At 54.7% G+C, this 15,098-nt stretch carries 19 protein-coding genes; 8 read left to right on the top strand and 11 right to left on the bottom strand.

The genetic code is table 11. From position 1 onward, the window contains the following. The first annotated feature begins 207 nt into the window (after positions 1-207). A complete protein-coding gene (gene dacB, locus OGY07_RS02380) occupies positions 208-1,641 on the top strand; it encodes a serine-type D-Ala-D-Ala carboxypeptidase (RefSeq protein ID WP_042291861.1) in 1,434 nt (477 codons plus the stop codon). A 55-nt stretch (positions 1,642-1,696) separates the two neighbouring features. Here dacB and cgtA read toward each other — a convergent pair whose 3' ends face one another. From cgtA to rplU, 4 genes are all read right to left on the bottom strand, one after another. Next, a complete protein-coding gene (gene cgtA, locus OGY07_RS02375) occupies positions 1,697-2,869 on the bottom strand; it encodes an Obg family GTPase CgtA (protein ID WP_042291862.1) in 1,173 nt (390 codons plus the stop codon). A 15-nt stretch (positions 2,870-2,884) separates the two neighbouring features. Next, positions 2,885-3,850, bottom strand: a complete 966-nt coding sequence (locus OGY07_RS02370) for a DMT family transporter (protein ID WP_042291865.1) — start codon at positions 3,848-3,850, stop codon at positions 2,885-2,887. 127 nt (positions 3,851-3,977) lie between these two features. Then, positions 3,978-4,235, bottom strand: coding sequence for a 50S ribosomal protein L27 (rpmA, locus tag OGY07_RS02365; protein WP_042291867.1), 258 nt, complete (start codon positions 4,233-4,235; stop codon positions 3,978-3,980). Positions 4,236-4,254: 19 nt separating this feature from the next. Continuing rightward, positions 4,255-4,566 carry a 50S ribosomal protein L21 gene (gene rplU, locus OGY07_RS02360; protein WP_000271401.1) on the bottom strand — a complete coding sequence of 104 codons (312 nt, stop codon included), beginning with the start codon at positions 4,564-4,566 and terminating at the stop codon, positions 4,255-4,257. Positions 4,567-4,824: 258 nt separating this feature from the next. Here rplU and ispB point away from each other — a divergent pair, with 258 nt between their 5' ends. Continuing rightward, positions 4,825-5,796, top strand: a complete 972-nt coding sequence (gene ispB / locus OGY07_RS02355) for an octaprenyl diphosphate synthase (RefSeq protein WP_042292051.1) — start codon at positions 4,825-4,827, stop codon at positions 5,794-5,796. A gap of 236 nt (positions 5,797-6,032) precedes the next feature. Then, entirely contained in the window at positions 6,033-6,320 is a 288-nt protein-coding gene (sfsB, locus tag OGY07_RS02350; protein ID WP_042291869.1) for a DNA-binding transcriptional regulator SfsB, read from the top strand. 65 nt (positions 6,321-6,385) lie between these two features. Here sfsB and murA read toward each other — a convergent pair whose 3' ends face one another. The 7 genes from murA to mlaF form a co-directional block, all read right to left on the bottom strand. Beyond that, a complete protein-coding gene (gene murA / locus OGY07_RS02345; protein WP_042291871.1) occupies positions 6,386-7,645 on the bottom strand; it encodes a UDP-N-acetylglucosamine 1-carboxyvinyltransferase in 1,260 nt (419 codons plus the stop codon). Between the two features lie 52 nt (positions 7,646-7,697). Beyond that, the gene (gene ibaG / locus OGY07_RS02340) at positions 7,698-7,952 is read right to left on the bottom strand and encodes a BolA family iron metabolism protein IbaG (protein ID WP_042291873.1); all 255 of its coding nucleotides are present in this window, start codon (positions 7,950-7,952) and stop codon (positions 7,698-7,700) included. A 169-nt stretch (positions 7,953-8,121) separates the two neighbouring features. Beyond that, positions 8,122-8,418: a lipid asymmetry maintenance protein MlaB gene (gene mlaB / locus OGY07_RS02335; RefSeq protein ID WP_286598428.1), complete on the bottom strand. Its 297-nt coding sequence runs from the start codon at positions 8,416-8,418 to the stop codon at positions 8,122-8,124. Then, positions 8,418-9,053 (bottom strand): phospholipid-binding protein MlaC, encoded by a 636-nt coding sequence (gene mlaC, locus OGY07_RS02330; protein ID WP_286598426.1) that lies wholly within the window; start codon positions 9,051-9,053, stop codon positions 8,418-8,420. The genes mlaB and mlaC overlap by 1 nt, the downstream gene beginning before the upstream one ends. An 18-nt stretch (positions 9,054-9,071) precedes the next feature. After that, positions 9,072-9,623 carry an outer membrane lipid asymmetry maintenance protein MlaD gene (mlaD, locus tag OGY07_RS02325; RefSeq protein WP_042292053.1) on the bottom strand — a complete coding sequence of 184 codons (552 nt, stop codon included), beginning with the start codon at positions 9,621-9,623 and terminating at the stop codon, positions 9,072-9,074. Positions 9,624-9,627: 4 nt separating this feature from the next. Further along, positions 9,628-10,410 (bottom strand): lipid asymmetry maintenance ABC transporter permease subunit MlaE, encoded by a 783-nt coding sequence (gene mlaE, locus OGY07_RS02320; RefSeq protein WP_042291881.1) that lies wholly within the window; start codon positions 10,408-10,410, stop codon positions 9,628-9,630. 7 nt (positions 10,411-10,417) lie between these two features. Continuing rightward, complete coding sequence (mlaF, locus tag OGY07_RS02315) at positions 10,418-11,230, bottom strand: phospholipid ABC transporter ATP-binding protein MlaF (protein ID WP_042291883.1); 813 nt, start codon at positions 11,228-11,230, stop codon at positions 10,418-10,420. Between the two features lie 207 nt (positions 11,231-11,437). Here mlaF and OGY07_RS02310 point away from each other — a divergent pair, with 207 nt between their 5' ends. The 5 genes from OGY07_RS02310 to lptA are packed head-to-tail and all read left to right on the top strand — an operon-like array spanning position 11,438 to position 15,096. Continuing rightward, positions 11,438-12,415, top strand: coding sequence for a calcium/sodium antiporter (locus tag OGY07_RS02310; protein ID WP_286598424.1), 978 nt, complete (start codon positions 11,438-11,440; stop codon positions 12,413-12,415). A 13-nt stretch (positions 12,416-12,428) separates the two neighbouring features. Continuing rightward, positions 12,429-13,415, top strand: a complete 987-nt coding sequence (gene kdsD, locus OGY07_RS02305; RefSeq protein WP_042291887.1) for an arabinose-5-phosphate isomerase KdsD — start codon at positions 12,429-12,431, stop codon at positions 13,413-13,415. Between the two features lie 19 nt (positions 13,416-13,434). Continuing rightward, a complete protein-coding gene (gene kdsC / locus OGY07_RS02300; protein ID WP_042291889.1) occupies positions 13,435-14,001 on the top strand; it encodes a 3-deoxy-manno-octulosonate-8-phosphatase KdsC in 567 nt (188 codons plus the stop codon). Then, positions 13,998-14,573, top strand: a complete 576-nt coding sequence (gene lptC, locus OGY07_RS02295) for an LPS export ABC transporter periplasmic protein LptC (protein WP_042291892.1) — start codon at positions 13,998-14,000, stop codon at positions 14,571-14,573. Before kdsC ends, lptC begins: the two co-directional genes overlap by 4 nt. Next, positions 14,542-15,096: a lipopolysaccharide ABC transporter substrate-binding protein LptA gene (lptA, locus tag OGY07_RS02290; RefSeq protein ID WP_060571060.1), complete on the top strand. Its 555-nt coding sequence runs from the start codon at positions 14,542-14,544 to the stop codon at positions 15,094-15,096. Before lptC ends, lptA begins: the two co-directional genes overlap by 32 nt. Positions 15,097-15,098 lie beyond the last annotated feature (2 nt).

The following is a 15,098-nucleotide window of genomic DNA, read 5'->3' as shown; positions in this document are numbered from 1 at the left end:
GTCCACCCCGGCTGTTAAGCCTGCCCCGGTATGGCGTCATACCCGAGCCAGAAGCAAAAAAATACCGACCCGGGCAAAAACCCAGGTCAGCTACAATTCTCAATTTGATACTCATTTTACCCTGGAGTTCCCTATGGGTCATCGTTTACTTTCCAGGGCATTGCGCCGTAGTATGACGGCTTGTTTCCAGGTTGTTAGCGCGAGATTATGCGATTTTCCAGATTTATCATCGGATTGACCACCAGTATAGCGTTCAGCGTCCAGGCCGCGAACGTTGATGAGTACATCAACCAGCTTCCTGCCGGAGCCAATCTTGCCCTCATGGTGCAGAAGGTTGGCGCGCCGGCCCCCGCGATTGATTATCATAGTCAGCAAATGGCCCTACCTGCCAGCACGCAGAAAGTCATCACCGCGCTGGCGGCGCTGATACAGCTCGGCCCGGACTTCCGTTTTACGACAACGCTGGAGACCAAAGGCCAGGTCGATGGCGGCGTTTTGAAGGGTGACTTAGTGGCGCGATTCGGTGCCGATCCGACGTTAAAACGTCAGGATATTCGGAATATGGTCGCGAACCTGAAAAAATCAGGTGTCACGCAGATTACCGGAAATATCCTCATTGATACCTCGATTTTTGCCAGTCATGACAAAGCGCCGGGATGGCCGTGGAATGACATGACTCAATGCTTTAGCGCCCCGCCTGCGGCTGCGATTGTGGACCGAAACTGCTTCTCCATTTCGCTTTATAGCGCCCAGAAACCCAACGATTTGGCGTATATTCGCGTGGCGTCTTACTATCCTGTCACCTTCTTTAGCCAGGTGCGTACGCTCGCTCGCGGCTCCGCTGAGGCGCAATACTGTGAGCTGGACGTGGTGCCTGGAGATTTAAACCGCTTCACATTAACCGGCTGCCTGCCGCAGCGTGCCGAACCGCTGCCATTAGCCTTCGCCATTCAGGATGGCGCCAGCTATGCCGGGGCAATTTTAAAAGCCGAGTTAAAACAAGCCGGTATCAGTTATGGCGGAACGTTATTACGCCAGACGCAGGTCAATGAACCGGGAACCATTGTTGCCAGCAAACAGTCCGCCCCGTTGCACGATCTGCTTAAGATTATGCTGAAAAAGTCGGACAACATGATTGCCGATACCGTCTTTCGCATGATTGGCCATGCCCGTTTCAACGTGCCGGGCACCTGGCGCGCCGGATCCGATGCGGTACGCCAGATCCTTCGTCAGCAGGCGGGCGTAGATATTGGCAATACCATTATCGCCGATGGTTCCGGTCTTTCTCGCCACAACCTGATAGCCCCTGCGACCATGATGCAGGTGCTGCAATATATCGCCCAGCACGACAACGAGCTGAACTTCATCTCTATGCTTCCGCTGGCGGGCTATGACGGCTCTCTGCAATACCGGGCGGGCCTGCATCAGGCGGGAGTGGATGGTAAGGTGTCGGCGAAAACCGGTTCGCTTCAGGGCGTTTATAACCTGGCAGGGTTCATCACTACCGCAAGCGGGCAGCGTATGGCATTCGTACAGTATCTGTCAGGCTATGCGGTTGCGCCAGCCGAGCAGCGTAACCGCCGAATTCCGCTGGTGCGTTTCGAAAGCCGGTTGTACAAGGATATTTATCAGAACAACTAGGCGGGCGGTAATGCCGGAGAAGCGAAGCGCCATCCGGCGCTTCGCATTACACAGGTTAACGCTTATAAATGAACTCAACGCCTTCTTCGTCGTCTTCGTCCCAGTCGTCATCCCAGTCATCTTCCGCTTCGTCTTCGACTTCCGCGAGCTGCTGGCGGTGGTAGTCATCCCACATGAATTCGACTTTTTCCGGCTGCTTCGCTTCTTCAGCCTGAACGATTGGATTCTCGATGATAAAGGTCATCACATCCCAACAGAGATCTTTCACGCCCAGTTGGCTGGCGGCAGAGATGAGATAATATTTACCTTCCCAGCCCAACGCGTCGGCGATCGCTTTCGCTTTCTCTTCCGCTTCGGCTTTATCCAGCAGATCGATCTTGTTGAACACTAACCAGCGCGGCTTGGACGCCAGATCCTGGCTGTACTTCTCCAGTTCGCCGATGATGATACGGGCGTTTTCCACCGGATCGGAACCGTCGATCGGATCGATGTCGATGAGATGCAGCAGAACACGGCAGCGCTCAAGGTGCTTCAGGAAGCGAATCCCCAACCCTGCGCCTTCAGAAGCGCCTTCAATCAGCCCCGGGATGTCCGCGACCACAAAGCTCTTCTCATTATCCATACGCACCACGCCAAGGCTCGGCACCAGCGTGGTAAACGGATAATCCGCCACTTTTGGTTTCGCCGCCGACACTGCGCGGATAAAGGTCGATTTACCGGCGTTTGGCATACCGAGCATACCGACGTCAGCCAGCAGCATCAGCTCCAGTAACAGGTCGCGCTTATCACCCGGCGTCCCCATGGTCTTCTGACGCGGGGTACGGTTTACGGAAGATTTAAAACGGGTATTCCCCAGACCGTGCCAGCCGCCTTTCGCCACCATCAGACGCTGACCGTGTTTGGTCATATCGCCCATGGTTTCGCCAGTGCCCTGATCGATCACGCGTGTGCCGACCGGCACTTTAATGGTGACATCTTTACCGCGTTTACCGGTGCAGTCACGGCTGGCGCCATTCTGACCACGCTCCGCGCGGAAGGATTTCTCAAAACGGTAGTCGATCAGGGTGTTAAGGTTTTCGTCCGCTTCCAGCCAGACGTCACCGCCGTCACCGCCATCGCCGCCGTCAGGGCCGCCTTTCGGGATGTATTTTTCGCGACGGAAGCTGACACAACCGTTACCACCATCGCCTGCAACGACCAGAATCGTCGCTTCATCAACAAACTTCATTTTACTCTCCGTAAATCATTCGCCTGAGCGGGGTTGCGATACCACCGGTTCATGCTTGCGTAATCCGCCCCAAATTCGATGACCAATGGCGGAGTACATCGCGCCCGCAACCACGACAAACGCACCGAGATAACCTAAAAGGTTTAACATCGGTCTGGCGAAGAAATCGGGCCAGGCCACAGATAAAAGATCTGAAAATAACAAGGTAAACAGCGGGGTAAGCGTGATTAACGCGCTCACCTGCGCCGCTTGCCAGCGCGCCATCGCTTCCGCCAGGGCGCCATATCCTACCAGCGTATTCAGCCCGCAGAAAATCAAACAGGCAAGCTGCCAGTCGCTGAGCTGCGCGATCACCCCTGGCTTCGCCAGCGGCAATAGCGCTATCGTACATAAAGTGTACAGTAAAAACAGGATCTGCGGTGACGCCAGACGCCGCAATAATACTTTTTGCGCAACGCCATAACTCACCCAGACCATCGCCGCGCCAACGCCAAAAATGACGCCCCAGGTGTAATCGGTCAGTTTGGTAAAGATTTCGACCAGGCTGGTGTTGAAGAACATTACCAGCCCACTCAGCAGCATCATTGCGCCGATGATCTGCGTACCGCGCATTTTCTCTTTGAGAATAAATACGCTGGCAACCATCATACCAACCGGCGACAGTTGCCCAATAACCTGCGAGGCTGTCGGGCTAAGATATTGCAGGGAAGAGCTGAACAGAATGAAATTACCAAAAAGCCCGCCGGTGGCAATCGCCAACAGCACCAACCAGCGCGGCTTACGGAAAATTCGCAGCGGCGGCAGCCTGCGCTTCACCGCCAGGATCGCCCCCAGACCAACGCTGGCCATTAAAAAACGGTAAAACACGACGGTAGGAGGTTCCATCACCTCCAGCACTTGCTTCATCGCAATTGGCAAAGCCCCCCAACACATCGCGGTGGTGAGCGCCAAAAGAATGCCAATGCCAGCCTGCTGCTTCATGCCCGTTTCCCTGCAAGGGCTCGTGAGCCGAAAAGGAACGGTTTCACGAGCATATTTACCGGTCGTCGAATGTAAAAAGCCCCGCAACAGGTGCGGGGCTTTAATCCGTTACCGGACCACGAAAAACTTACTCAGCAACGATGCTGATGTATTTACGGTTGTTCGGGCCTTTAACTTCAAATTTCACTTTACCGTCTGCTTTAGCAAACAGAGTGTGGTCACGACCGCAACCTACGTTAGCACCAGCGTGGAATTTGGTACCACGTTGACGAACGATGATGCTACCCGCCAGAACGGTTTCGCCACCGAAACGCTTAACGCCCAGGCGTTTAGCTTCTGAATCGCGACCGTTACGAGTGGAGCCGCCAGCCTTTTTATGTGCCATTTAAATCTCTCCTCAGGTCTTAGGCGCTGATGCCAGTAATTTTCACATCAGTGAACCACTGACGATGGCCCTGCTGCTTACGATAGTGTTTACGACGACGAAACTTAACGATTTTAACTTTCTCGCCACGACCGTGAGCAACAACTTCAGCTTTGATTACGCCGCCATCAACGAAAGGAACGCCGATTTTGACTTCTTCACCGTTTGCGATCATCAGAACTTCAGCGAACTCAACAGTTTCGCCAGTTGCGATGTCCAGCTTTTCCAGGCGAACGGTCTGACCTTCGCTTACTCGGTGTTGTTTACCACCACTTTGGAAAACCGCGTACATAAAAAACTCCGCTTCCGCGCACACCTTTTGAATGATTCAGAGTGCGCTATAAATATTCACAATAGGGCGCGAATATTACGCAAAACGTGAGCCTTTGACAAGTGCTACAGTCAATACATGAAGAAAAAAAACACAACGTGTATGGTAACGTTTATCTGCGGCGTTTTTTCAGTACAATCAGCATTTATTTCTAACCCTAAACCCTAAGTTACCTTGATGTACCGTCAGGTAAACAGGGCGAAAAGCCCGGCTTTTGCGATGAATTTAGAAAAAATCAACGAGTTAACCGCGCAAGATATGGCGGGTGTCAATGCGACAATCCTTGAACAGCTTAATTCCGACGTCCAGTTGATCAACCAGTTGGGCTATTACATTGTGAGCGGTGGCGGAAAACGTATCCGTCCGATGATTGCGGTACTCGCGGCGCGCGCCGTGGGTTATCAGGGAAATGCCCATGTCACTATCGCGGCGCTGATCGAGTTTATCCACACCGCCACCCTGCTTCACGACGATGTGGTGGACGAATCCGACATGCGTCGTGGCAAAGCCACCGCCAACGCCGCGTTTGGTAACGCCGCCAGCGTTCTGGTCGGCGACTTTATCTATACCCGCGCGTTTCAGATGATGACCAGCCTTGGCTCGCTGAAGGTACTGGAAGTGATGTCCGAAGCCGTTAACGTCATCGCAGAAGGCGAAGTGCTGCAGTTGATGAACGTTAACGACCCGGACATCACCGAAGAAAACTACATGCGCGTCATCTACAGCAAGACCGCGCGCCTGTTTGAAGCGGCGGCGCAATGCTCCGGTATCCTTGCGGGCTGTACTGGCGCGCAGGAAAAAGGGTTACAGGACTATGGCCGTTACCTCGGCACCGCTTTCCAGTTGATTGACGATTTGCTGGATTACAGCGCCGACGGCGAGCAACTTGGTAAAAACGTGGGTGATGATCTGAACGAAGGCAAGCCAACCCTTCCCCTGCTGCATGCGATGCGTCACGGTACGCCTGAACAAGCGCAAATGATTCGCACCGCCATTGAACAAGGAAACGGCCGACATCTTCTGGAACCGGTTCTGGATGCGATGAACGCCTGCGGCTCGCTGGAATGGACACGCCAGCGCGCGGAAGAAGAAGCGGATAAGGCCATCGCCGCCCTGCAGATCCTACCGGACACGCCGTGGCGCGACGCGCTGATTGGCCTCGCGCATATCGCCGTCCAGCGCGACCGTTAAACACATCCTCTCCATCCCGTATCGCGCGGGATGGATTCATATAAATTCCAGTAAATTTCTTTAATTATTTTGCTCATCCATAAACCCCTTGCAATAGCTGTAATAACTCCTGGCATATTCTGAATATTCGCTCTCTTTACATGAACTTTTTAGAACATTTGTTCTTGCGGCGTATAGTGTGTTTCTCAGGTTTATTGTTCAAAATTCCCATGAACAAGTTAAGGAGCGAGGGAAAAATGGAGAGCAAACTGATCGACTGGCATCCCGCTGATATCATCGCGGGATTACGCAAAAGAGGGACATCAATGGCGGCTGAATCGCGCAGAAACGGATTAAGTTCTTCGACGCTGGCCAATGCCTTAACCCGACCGTGGCCGAAAGGCGAACTGATTATTGCCAAAGCGCTGGGAACGGAACCGTGGGTGATCTGGCCGTCGCGCTATCACGACGCCAAAACGCATGAATTCATCGACAGAACGCGCCTGATGAGAGCGTCGCGTCGGGAGAAGCCAGGCACCGAGTGACACGGCAGAACGGTAGCCCCTTTCGCGATGGGGCTACCTGTTTATTCGTGACGAATGCGTCCGAATTACTCGCCTTTTACGCGCTCGATGTTCGCGCCCAGCGCACGCAGTTTATCTTCAATGCGCTCGTAACCGCGATCGATATGATAAATACGATCGACCACTGTGGTTCCTTCTGCAATACATCCTGCCAGCACGAGGCTTGCAGAAGCACGCAGGTCGGTTGCCATCACTTGGGCGCCGGAAAGTTTATCGACGCCGTGGCAAATCACGGTATTGCTTTCGATTTCCGCATGCGCGCCCATGCGACTCAGCTCCGGCACATGCATAAAACGGTTTTCAAACACGGTTTCAGTAATGAAGCCCGTGCCTTCCGCCACCAGGTTCAGCAGCGTAAACTGCGCCTGCATATCGGTCGGGAACGCCGGATGCGGCGCCGTACGCACGTTTACCGCTTTCGGGCGTTTGCCATGCATGTCGAGGCTGATCCAGTCTTCGCCCACTTCGATATCCGCACCGGCGTCGCGCAGCTTCGCCAACACGGCGTCCAGCGTATCCGGCTGCGCGTTGCGGCAGATGATCTTACCGCGGGAGATAGCCGCCGCGACCAGGAAGGTGCCGGTTTCGATACGGTCCGGCAGTACGCGGTACACGCCGCCGCCCAGACGTTCAACGCCTTCGATCGTAATCCGATCGGTCCCCTGACCGGAGATCTTCGCCCCCAGCGTCACCAGGAAATTCGCCGTATCGACAATTTCCGGCTCACGCGCGGCGTTTTCAATAATGGTGGTGCCTTCCGCAAGGGTCGCTGCGCACATGATGGTGACCGTCGCGCCAACGCTGACTTTATCCATCACGATATGCGCGCCTTTCAGTCGTCCGTCGACAGAGGCCTTCACATAACCTTCTTCCAGCTTAATGGTCGCACCCAGTTGCTCAAGACCGGTGATATGCAGGTCAACCGGACGTGCGCCGATAGTACAGCCGCCCGGCAGCGAAACCTGGCCCTGACCAAAACGGGCGACCAGCGGACCCAGCGCCCAGATCGACGCGCGCATGGTTTTCACCAAATCATACGGCGCGCAGAATACGTTGACGTCGCGCGCATCAATGTGCACAGAGCCGTTACGCGTCACTTTGGCGCCAAGCTGGCTCAGCAGCTTCATGGACGTATCCACATCTTTCAGTTTCGGGACGTTCTGGATCTCGACCGGTTCTTCCGCCAGCAGCGCCGCAAAGAGGATCGGCAGTGCGGCGTTTTTTGCACCTGAAATGGTGACTTCGCCCTGGAGCTTCGTTGGCCCCTGTACACGAAATTTATCCATGATGTTGTTCTCAGTTAAAATTCATCGTCGCTACCGGTATTTCTCCCGTAGCTCAAAAACCGTTAAGTTTGCGATCGCGCGCCCACTCTGCGGGGGTATACGCTTTGATGGACAGAGCATGAATGCGGTTGTCCGCAATATACTCCATCAGCGGGGCATAGATGGTCTGCTGTTTCTTCACCCGGCTCATACCGTCAAACATCTCACCCACGGCAATAACCTGAAAGTGACTGCCATCGCCGGAGACGTGGACTTCCTGGAGGGAGAGTGCGTTCATCAGCACGCTCTGGATTTCATTATTTTCCATGGGCTCTATATTCGTCAGATAGTGAAAACAGCCCAACATCTTAGAGCAAAGTTGCGCTGTCATAAATAAGCAAAAGGGCGATCAACGTAAAGTTGCCTGATGGTGACGCTAACGCGGTGATCAGAACGACAGGAAAAGACCGGATAGCCAGTAAGCTACCCGGCGCAAATTACAGGCGAGGAAGAACGTCCTCAGGCAGATTATACAGCTGCGCCAGGGTGTAAACTTTATCGTTCACCCCCTGCAACGAAACACGGGCGCCCTGCTTTTTTGCCTGATCGATAAGATGGAGCAGCAGCGCCAGCCCACCGGTATCGACGCGGGAAATCTGGCTCAGGTCGATACAGGTGACGCCTTGCATTGCCTCAACGCGCGCATCCCATAGCGGATTTACCACGTCCTGATCCAGCTCTCCCATCAGCGCCAGCGTATCGCCTTTACGCGTCCAACTGAGTGACTGCGTCATTACTTCTTCTCATCCAGCGTGATTTTCTGCTGTGCGATAGATTTCAGTTGCGCGGTCAGGCCGTCGATCCCTTTGGTTCGCAGCAGGTCGCTCCACTCGTTTTGTTTAGTGGTGATCATGCTGACGCCTTCGGCGATCATGTCATAGGCCTGCCAGTTGCCCGTCTGGGTGTTTTTACGCCACTGAAAGTCGAGGCGCACCGGCGGGCGACCGTTAGGATCGATAATGGTGACGCGGATCGGCACGATCGTCGCATCGCCCAGCGGTTGTTCAGGCGCAATCTGGTAAGTCTGACCGTGGTACATCGCCAGCGCCTGTCCGTAAGCCTGCTTCAGGTATTCACGGAACGCGGCGAAATAGGCTTCGCGCTGCGCGGGGGTCGCTTCTTTGTAGTAACGGCCCAGCACCAGCGCGCCCGCATATTTCACCTGCACATACGGCAGCAGTTCCTGATCGACGACGTCGCGCAGGTAGTCCGGATTCGAACGGATTTTCGGCTGTTCATTTTTCAGTCTGTCGAACGTTTTTTGCGCCGCTTCGTTCATCAGCTTGTACGGGTTAGTTTGATCGGCTGCAGTGGCGGCGGTCAGTGGTGCAAACACCAGCAGAGCCACCATCATCAATCGTTTAAACATATGTCGAATCTCCTGAGATTAATTCGTTGTGCCCGCAGGCCCGTTAGCGTCATTATTGCCTTCGGCCGGCGCTGGCGCATCGCCAGAATTCTTATTGTCATCCCCCTTACTGTTGTAAAGGAACTGACCAATCATATCTTCCAGCACCATCGCGGATTTAGTGTCCTGAATCGTGCCGCCATCTTTGAGGATAGACGTTCCCAGCTCCGGGTCCTCAAAACCGACGTTCAGCGCCAGATATTGTTCGCCCAGCAAACCGGAGGTCCGGATGCTCAACGAGCTGGTGTCAGGAATGTGGTTATAACGTTCTTCGATATCCAGCGTGACGCGCGGTAAATAAGTTTTCGGATCTAACGAAATATCCGCGACGCGTCCCACGACCACCCCGCCAATGCGCACCGGCGAGCGCACTTTCAGGCCGCCGATATTATCGAAGGTCGCATAAATCGTGTAGGTCGGCTCTGTGCGCATCGACGTTACGTTTGCCGCTTTCAGGCAGACAAACAGCGCCGCCAGCAGCGCCGCTAATAAGAAAATCCCCACCCAAATTTCATTTTTTTTCGTTTGCATGAACTCAATTCCCAAACATCAAAGCGGTCAGCACAAAATCCAGGCCCAGAACGGCCAGCGACGAGTGCACAACGGTGCGTGTGGTCGCCCGGCTGATCCCTGCCGAGGTCGGGATCGCATCATATCCATTGAATAATGCAATCCATGTTACGGTGATGGCGAACACCACGCTTTTAATCAAACAGTTCACCAGGTCGAGACGCCAGTCGACGGCGTTTTGCATCGCCGACCAGAAGAATCCCGGGTCGATCCCTTTCCAGCTTACGCCGACCAGGGAGCCGCCCCAGATACCGACCGCGACAAACAGAATGGTTAGCAGCGGCAGCGAAATCACGCCAGCCCAGAAGCGCGGCGAAATCACCCGGCGTAGCGGATCAACGGCCATCATTTCCATACTGGACAGCTGCTCGGTGGCGCGCATCAGACCGATTTCCGCGGTTAACGCGGAACCCGCGCGTCCGGCAAACAGCAGCGCCGCGACAACCGGGCCAAGCTCACGCAGCAGCGACAGCGCCACCAGCATGCCAAGGCTGGTTTCCGCGCTGTAGGTGGTGAGCACCAGATACCCCTGTAGCCCCAGCACCATGCCGATAAACACGCCCGACACCAGAATGATAAGCATCGACAGGACGCCGACATTATAGAGTTGGCGCACCAACAGCGGCGCATGTTTACGAAATTCCGGTTTGCCGACCAGCGCATTGAATAACATTAACCCGGCGCGCCCAAACGAGCTGACGGTTTTGATACCTTTGTGTCCCAGCGTCGCCAGTGCATTTAACAGCATGTGTGGCTTAACTCCCTGTTCCGAGTAGATCAGAATGATAATCGCCCGCCGGATAGCGGAACGGGACCGGCCCGTCGGCAATACCGTCCAGGAATTGACGGACGCGCGGATCGGCGTTCTCCTGCAGTCCTTGCGCGCTACCGTGGGCGACAATTTTCTTGTCCGCCATGATCCAGGCGTGATCGGCAATGCTCAGGACTTCAGGCACATCGTGAGAAACCACCACGCAGGTGACGCCCAGCGCGCTGTTTAATTCAGAGATCAATTTAACCAGTACGCCCATCGTGATGGGATCCTGCCCCACGAACGGTTCATCGAACATGATAAGGTCCGGTTCCAGCGCGATAGCGCGCGCCAGCGCGGCGCGCCGGGCCATTCCGCCGGAGAGTTCGGACGGCATCAGTCTGGCCGCCCCGCGCAGACCGACCGCTTCGAGCTTCATCATGACTGTACTTTTCAGTAACGGCGCGGGCAGCGTGGTATGTTCGCGCAGCGGATAGGCGACGTTATCGAAAACGTTCATGTCGGTAAAGAGCGCGCCCGACTGAAACAGCATACTCATCCGTTTACGCACCGTGTAGAGCCGCGAACGCGACATGGCGGGAATATTCTCGCCATCAAACAGGATCTCGCCCTTGTCTGGGGAAATTTGACCGCCGATCAGGCGCAGGAGCGTCGTTTTACCGATGCCCGATGGTCCCATGATCGCGGTGATCTTTCCACGCGGCACCGTCAGGGAGATATTATCGAAAATGCAGCGGTCGCCACGCGTAAAGCTGACGTCGCGCATATCGACTAAATTCGCCGCAGACTCACCCATTCATTCATCCTTTGTATTACGTGTTGATCAAAGCATGGCGTTGAATGGCGCCATGAACCCAACATATTTACAGAATATTACCTGCCCTGGTTAGCTAAAGCTGGCATTTGTTTTACTTTTTAGCTGCATAAAGTCAAAATTAAGACTTCGTTACGGTTTCCAGAGGATCCCGGTGACCGGCGAGTATACCTGAAGAAAGGACTTTAGATGCTTTTAGCAACGGCGCTGTTAATTATTGGTTTACTTCTGGTCGTCTACGGCGCCGACCGTCTGGTGTTCGCCGCGTCTATTTTATGCCGAACGTTGGGGGTCCCGCCGCTGATCATCGGCATGACGGTGGTCAGTATCGGCACGTCGTTACCAGAGATCATCGTTTCGCTCGCCGCCTCCCTGCACGGGCAGCTGGATCTCGCCGTTGGCGCCGCGATCGGATCCAATATCACCAATATCCTGTTGATCCTGGGGCTTGCCGCGCTGATCCACCCCTTTACCGTGCATTCCGATATTCTGCGTCGCGAATTACCGTTAATGTTGCTGGTCAGCGTAGTGGCCGGTTCCGTACTTTACGACGGTCAGCTAAGCCGTAGCGATGGCATATTTTTGCTGTTGTTAGCGGTGTTATGGCTGCTGTTCATTGTTAAAATCGCCCGTCTGGCCGAACGCCAGGGCAATGACAGCCTCACCCGCGAACAACTGGCGGAGCTACCGCGCGAAGGCGGGCTGCCGGTGGCGTTTTTATGGCTGGGCATCGCGCTTATCATAATGCCGATGGCCACCCGCATGGTGGTTGATAACGCCACCGTTATTGCCAATTACTTTGCGATGAGCGAACTGACCATCGGCCTGACGGTTATCGCTATCGGCACCAGCCTGCCGGAGTTGGCGACCGCGATTGCCGGCGTGCGTAAAGGTGAGAACGATATCGCGGTAGGCAATATTATTGGGGCGAACATTTTTAATCTCGCTCTGGTCCTTGGCCTGCCCGCGCTGCTGACGCCCGGCGAGGTCAACCCGCTGGCGTTTAGCCGCGATTACAGCGTGATGCTACTGGTAAGCGTCATTTTTGCATTACTCTGCTGGCGGCGCCCCCGCCAGTCCGGTCGCGGCGCGGGCGTACTGCTGACCGGCGGTTTTATCATATGGCTGGCGATGTTGTATTGGCTGTCGCCGCTCCTTGTTGGATAACTGGAAACAGATTATGTCGCACTTAGCGTTACAACCGGGTTTTGACTTTCAGCAGGCCGGTAAAGAGGTCCTGGCGATTGAACGTGAAGGCCTGGCGGAGCTTGATCAGTACATCAATCAGGACTTCACCCTCGCCTGTGAGAAGATGTTCAACTGCACTGGCAAAGTGGTAGTCATGGGCATGGGAAAATCGGGGCATATCGGACGCAAAATGGCCGCGACGTTCGCCAGCACCGGCACGTCCTCCTTTTTTGTGCATCCGGGTGAAGCCGCCCATGGCGATCTCGGCATGGTAACCTCGCAGGATGTGGTGATTGCCATCTCCAACTCCGGCGAATCCAGCGAGATTGCCGCGTTAATTCCCGTACTCAAACGCCTCCAGGTGCAGCTCATCTGTATCACTGGCCGGCCAGAAAGCAGCATGGCGCGTGCCGCGGATGTGCATCTGTGTGTTAAAGTACCGAAAGAGGCCTGCCCGTTGGGGCTGGCGCCGACCAGCAGCACCACGGCCACATTAGTCATGGGCGATGCGCTGGCGGTGGCATTGTTAAAAGCGCGCGGGTTTACCGCCGAGGATTTCGCGTTGTCTCATCCGGGCGGCGCGCTGGGGCGTAAACTTTTACTGCGCGTTAACGATATTATGCATACCGGGGATGAAATCCCCCATGTACGCAAAGACGCCAGCCTGCGCGAGGCGTTGCTGGAAATCACCCGTAAAAATCTCGGTATGACCGTGATTTGCGACGATGCGATGAAGATCGACGGTATCTTCACCGACGGCGATTTACGTCGCGTCTTTGATATGGGCGTTGACGTACGACAGTTAGGTATCGCCGACGTGATGACGCCGGGCGGTATCCGCGTGCGTCCCGGGATTCTGGCGGTCGATGCGCTGAACTTAATGCAGTCCCGCCATATCACCTCAGTAATGGTTGCCGATGGCGACCAGTTACTCGGTGTGTTACATATGCATGATCTCCTGCGTGCAGGCGTTGTGTAGCAATTCAAGGATAAAAGAAATGAGTAAAGCAGGTGCGTCGCTTGCGACCTGTTATGGCCCCGTTAGCGCTGAAGTCATCGCCAAAGCAGAGAACATTCGGCTGCTGATTCTTGACGTCGACGGCGTGCTGTCGGATGGGCTGATTTACATGGGTAACAACGGTGAAGAGCTAAAAGCCTTTAACGTACGCGACGGTTACGGCATCCGCTGTGCGCTGACGTCTGATATCGACGTTGCCATTATTACCGGGCGAAAGGCTAAACTGGTAGAAGATCGCTGCGCCACCCTGGGGATCACCCATCTGTATCAGGGCCAGTCTGACAAGCTGCTGGCGTTTCACGATCTGCTGGATAAGCTGGCGATTGCTCCGGAAAACGTGGCGTACGTCGGCGATGACCTGATCGACTGGCCAGTGATGGAAAAAATCGGCCTGAGCGTCGCGGTCGCGGATGCGCATCCGTTACTGATTCCGCGCGCGGATTACGTCACGAAAATCGCTGGCGGACGCGGTGCGGTACGGGAAGTGTGCGATTTACTCCTGCTGGCGCAGGGTAAGCTTGATGAGGCCAAAGGGCAATCGATATGAGTAAAGCCAGACGTTGGGTTATCATTCTACTGTCGTTGGCCGTGCTGGTGCTGATTGGTATTAATCTGGCCGATAAAGACGATACCGCGCAGGTGGTGGTAAACACGAGCGATCCCACTTATAAGAGCGAGCATACCGATACCGTCGTGTACAGCCCGGAAGGCGCGCTGAGCTATCGTTTAATTGCGCAGAACGTTGAGTATTTCTCGGATGAAGCCATTTCGTGGTTTACTCAACCGGTATTAACCACCTTTGATAAGGACAAGGTCCCTACGTGGTCAATCAAGGCGGATAAAGCCAAGCTGACCGACGATCGGATGCTGTATCTGTATGGTCACGTTGAAGTCAACGCGCTGGTGCCTGACGCTCAACTTCGCAAAATTACCACCGATAACGCGCAGATCAACCTCGTGACGCAGGATGTCACGTCTGAGGATCTTGTCACGTTATACGGAACAACATTTAACTCCAGCGGACTGAAAATGCGCGGCAACTTACGCAGCAAGAACGCCGAGCTGATTGAAAAGGTTAGAACCTCCTATGAAATTCAAAACAAACAAACTCAGCCTTAATCTTGTGCTTGCCAGCGCCCTTCTGGCCGCCAGCATTCCAGCGTTCGCCGTCACCGGCGATACCGAGCAGCCGATCCATATCGAGTCGGACCAGCAGTCTCTGGATATGCAAGGTAACGTCGTCACCTTCACCGGCAATGTCGTCGTGACCCAGGGCACCATTAAAATCAACGCCGATAAAGTTGTCGTGACCCGCCCGGGCGGCGAAGAAGGCAAAGAGGTCATTGACGGCTTCGGCAACCCGGCCACTTTCTATCAAATGCAGGACAACGGGAAGCCGGTCAAAGGCCGCGCCTCGAAGATGCACTACGAGCTGGCGAAAGACTTCGTCGTGCTTACTGGCAATGCTTACCTGGAACAGCTCGACAGCAACATCACCGGCGACAAGATTACCTATCTGGTGAAAGAGCAAAAAATGCAGGCGTTCAGCGAGAAAGGCAAGCGCGTGACCACCGTTCTGGTACCGTCCCAGCTGCAGGACAAAAATAAAGACCAGGCTCCGGCTCAGAAAAAGAGTAACTAATT

It is taken from the genome of Citrobacter sp. Cs237, assembly GCF_030332325.1.
GTDB classification, from domain to species: Bacteria; Pseudomonadota; Gammaproteobacteria; order Enterobacterales; family Enterobacteriaceae; genus Citrobacter_A; species Citrobacter_A sedlakii.
This window is presented reverse-complemented; position numbering and strand designations above follow the sequence as displayed.